The organism is Nocardioides sp. (genome assembly GCF_034670285.1).
In the GTDB taxonomy this organism is placed as follows: domain Bacteria; phylum Actinomycetota; class Actinomycetes; order Propionibacteriales; family Nocardioidaceae; genus Nocardioides.
Genome location: NZ_JAXMNS010000374.1, coordinates 1 through 3,745 on the forward strand (window position 1 = coordinate 1; position 3,745 = coordinate 3,745).

Annotated in this window: 2 protein-coding genes; both read left to right on the forward strand. The window is 71.5% G+C overall.

The window, feature by feature from the left end:
- Window positions 1-909 (forward strand): HEAT repeat domain-containing protein (locus VOI19_RS16085; protein ID WP_323793978.1); only part of this gene is annotated, 909 nt, incomplete at its 5' end.
- 112 nt (window positions 910-1,021) lie between these two features.
- Entirely contained in the window at window positions 1,022-3,625 is a 2,604-nt protein-coding gene (gene clpB, locus VOI19_RS16090; RefSeq protein ID WP_323793979.1) for an ATP-dependent chaperone ClpB, read from the forward strand.
- The last annotated feature ends 120 nt before the right edge of the window (window positions 3,626-3,745 follow it).

Genomic DNA, 3,745 nt, shown 5'->3' on the forward strand with positions numbered 1-3,745 from the left:
CCGGGAGCCGCCCTCGGGCTGCTCCAGGAAGCCGCGGTCGGCAGGGACGGCGAGAAGGCTCGCACTGCCTTGATCGAGGTCGCTCAGGGACGAGGCCGGGGAGACGTGGCGGACGGCGTCCGTGCCGCCGCCGTCCGAGCCCTGGCCGGGGTGGGGGGCAGCAAGGCGCTCAACCTCGCCCGCAAGGCCCTCGAGGACGACGACCCGGAGGTGGCGGTGTCGGGGGCGACCGTGCTGGCCCTCCTCGGCGCGGACGACGACCTCGACCGCCTGGTCGGACGGCGACTCCAGCTGCCTGAGCGGCAGCAGGCTCGCGTCGACACGGCGATCAGGATGCTCGCCGCGCGCCGTGGGCGCTCGGTCGACGTCCGGCTGCCGCGTGAGGACGAGAAGATCCTCAGCGCGCAGAAGAAGGACCTGACGATCGAGGCCGTGGCGGTGCCCGAGGGTGAGCACCGCGCCGAAGCGGCGTGGTCGGCCCTGGTGCCGGAGAAGGCGCGGACCGTGGGGGCGTTCAGCTGCGGACCACGCACCCACGTCGTCCAGGTCGGGGCCGCGCCCGAGGCGCTCGCCAAGGCGCCGGCGATCGCCGCCACCCTGCTCGGCCAGAACGAGTCGACCGGTGAGTCGTTCGTGCGCTGGGTCGTGCTCATCGAGCCCGACGGGCCCAATGGAAATGGCGGGTTCAACGTCACCGTCGCCCGTCCGACCGGAGAGGTCGGCTTCCGCGGGACGGGCAAGGTCGACGGCGAGGGCCCGCGTGGGTCGGTGAGCGTCGAGATCGATGCCGTCGAGGGGCCGGGTGCGAGCGCGGTTCACGTCGTCGCGCGGCTCAGTGGGGGCGAGCTGCAGGTCGAGGGGGTCGGCGACAGCGTGCGCCAGGCCCGGCTGGTGCCCCGCAAGGGGTGATCGGGTGCTCATCCCGTTCCGTGCATGGACGCGGTAAGTTGAGTGGAATAGACTCAACTTACCGTAGGTTGGACCTAGCAAGCCTGACCCCACGCACGAGAGCGGAGCACCCATGAGCACCTTCGGCGCCGAGAAGTTCACCACCCGCAGCCGCGAGGCCATCGAGGCCGCCCAGCTGGCCGCCACGAGCGGCGGGCACAGCGCCGTCGAGCCGATCCACCTGCTCACGGCGCTGCTCCGCGACGGCGAGGGCACGGCCGGCTCGCTCGTGGAGAAGGCCGGCGTCGACGCCCGGCTCCTCGCGGCGCAGTCGGAGGCAACGCTCACCAAGCTGCCCTCCGCGAGCGGCGCCACGGTCAAGCAGCCTGCGGCCTCCGCCGCGCTGACCCGCGTGCTGGCCGCTGCTCTCGACCTCGCCCGCTCGATGAAGGACGACTTCGTCGCCACCGAGCACCTGCTGATCGCCCTCGCCGGGGTCGAGTCGAGCGCCCAGCAGGTGCTGGCCGACGCCGGCCTGACCGAGGCCGGGATGCGCGAGAGCCTCACGGCCGTGCGTGGCAACCGGCGCGTGACCAACCAGGACGCCGAGGCGACGTACGAGTCGCTGGAGAAGTACTCCGTCGACCTCACCGCCTCCGCCCAGGACGGCAAGCTCGACCCCGTCATCGGCCGCGACGCCGAGATCCGCCGCGTGATCCAGGTGCTCAGTCGTCGCACCAAGAACAACCCGGTGCTCATCGGTGAGCCCGGCGTCGGCAAGACCGCCGTGGTCGAGGGGCTCGCCCAGCGCGTCGTCGACGGCGACGTGCCCGACAGCCTCAAGGGCCGCCGCGTCCTCAGCCTCGACCTGGCCGCGATGGTGGCAGGAGCGAAGTACCGCGGTGAGTTCGAGGAGCGCCTCAAGGCCGTGCTCGAGGAGATCAAGGAAGCCGGCGGGCAGATCATCACCTTCATCGACGAGCTCCACACCGTCGTCGGAGCGGGCGCCGGCGGCGACTCAGCGATGGATGCCGGCAACATGCTCAAGCCGATGCTGGCCCGCGGCGAGCTGCACATGATCGGCGCGACCACGCTCGACGAGTACCGCGAGCGGATCGAGAAGGACCCCGCCCTCGAGCGCCGCTTCCAGCAGGTGTTCGTCGGCGAGCCCAGCGTCGAGGACACCATCCAGATCCTCCGCGGCATCCAGGAGAAGTACGAGGCCCACCACGGCGTGCGCATCACCGACGCCGCCCTGGTGGCTGCGGCCACGCTCTCCGACCGTTACATCCCCGGCCGCCAGCTGCCCGACAAGGCCATCGACCTCGTCGACGAGGCGGCCAGCCGGCTGCGCATGGAGATCGAGAGCTCGCCCGAGGAGATCGACGAGCTCCGTCGCCGCGTCGACCGGCTCAAGATGGAGGAGTTCGCGCTCGCCAAGGAGTCCGACGACGCCTCGGTCGAGCGGCTCGCCGTCCTGCGCGCCGACCTCGCCGACCGCGAGGAGGAGCTGCGCGGGCTCGAGGCCCGCTGGGAGCAGGAGAAGGCCACGCTCGAGGGCGAGGGCGACCTGCGTCGTCAGCTCGACCAGCTGCGCATCGAGTCCGAGCGGCTCCAGCGCGAGGGCGAGTTCGAGAAGGCCAGCGAGATCCTCTACGGCCGGATCCCCACCCTCGAGGCACAGATCGAGGCCGTCGCGGCGCAGGAGAAGTCTGCCGCCGAGGGCGTCGAGCCGCTGGTCGGCGAGGAGGTCGGCGCCGCGCAGGTGGCCGACGTCGTCGAGGCCTGGACCGGCATCCCGACCGGCCGGATGCTCGAGGGCGAGACGGCCAAGCTGTTGCGCATGGAGGAGGTCGTCGGGGAGCGCCTGATCGGCCAGCACGCCGCGGTCATCGCGGTGAGCGACGCCGTACGACGCTCGCGGGCCGGCATCGCCGACCCCGACCGGCCCACCGGGTCGTTCCTCTTCCTCGGCCCCACGGGCGTGGGCAAGACCGAGCTGGCCAAGTCGCTGGCCGACTTCCTCTTCGACGACGACCGGGCCATCGTGCGCATCGACATGAGCGAGTACAGCGAGAAGCACTCGGTCTCGCGCCTCGTCGGGGCGCCTCCCGGCTACGTCGGCTACGACGAGGGTGGTCAGCTCACCGAGGCCGTGCGGCGTCGGCCCTACTCCGTCGTGCTGCTCGACGAGGTCGAGAAGGCCCACCCGGAGGTCTTCGACATCCTGCTCCAGGTGCTCGACGACGGCCGGCTCACCGACGGTCAGGGTCGCACCGTCGACTTCCGCAACACGCTGCTGATCCTCACCAGCAACCTCGGGTCGAGCTATCTGGTCGACCCGACGCTGGACGAGGAGAAGAAGCGCGAGTCGGTGATGGCGGTCGTGCGCCAGAGCTTCAAGCCGGAGTTCCTGAACCGTCTCGACGAGGTCGTGCAGTTCGACGCGCTGAGCAAGGACGACCTGACCCACATCGTCGACCTCCAGCTCGCGTTGCTCGAGAAGCGACTCGCCGTACGGCGCATCGCGATCGTCGTCAGCGACGAGGCCAAGCGGTGGTTGGCCGAGACGGGCTTCGACCCGGCGTACGGCGCCCGGCCGCTGCGCCGGCTCATCCAGTCGTCCATCGGCGACCCGCTGGCGCGCCTGCTCATCGGCGGAGACGTCGTCGACGGCGGTTCCGTGCGGGTCGACGTCGCTGCCGACGCGGCGGGCGGTCTGGTGCTCACCGCCTGATCCTCCGCCCCGGACGCGGGGGGCGTCTGCTGAAATGGCCCGCATGTCACACGCCCTCCGCGCACTCGAGCGCTGCCTGACCACCCGCCGCGCGGTCACCCATGACTGAGCCGCAGGTCG

Excerpts from the sequence above, each read along its gene's own strand:
- clpB (WP_323793979.1), top strand. The coding sequence starts at position 1,022 with ATGAGCACCTTCGGCGCCGAGAAGTTCACCACCCGCAGCCGCGAGGCC.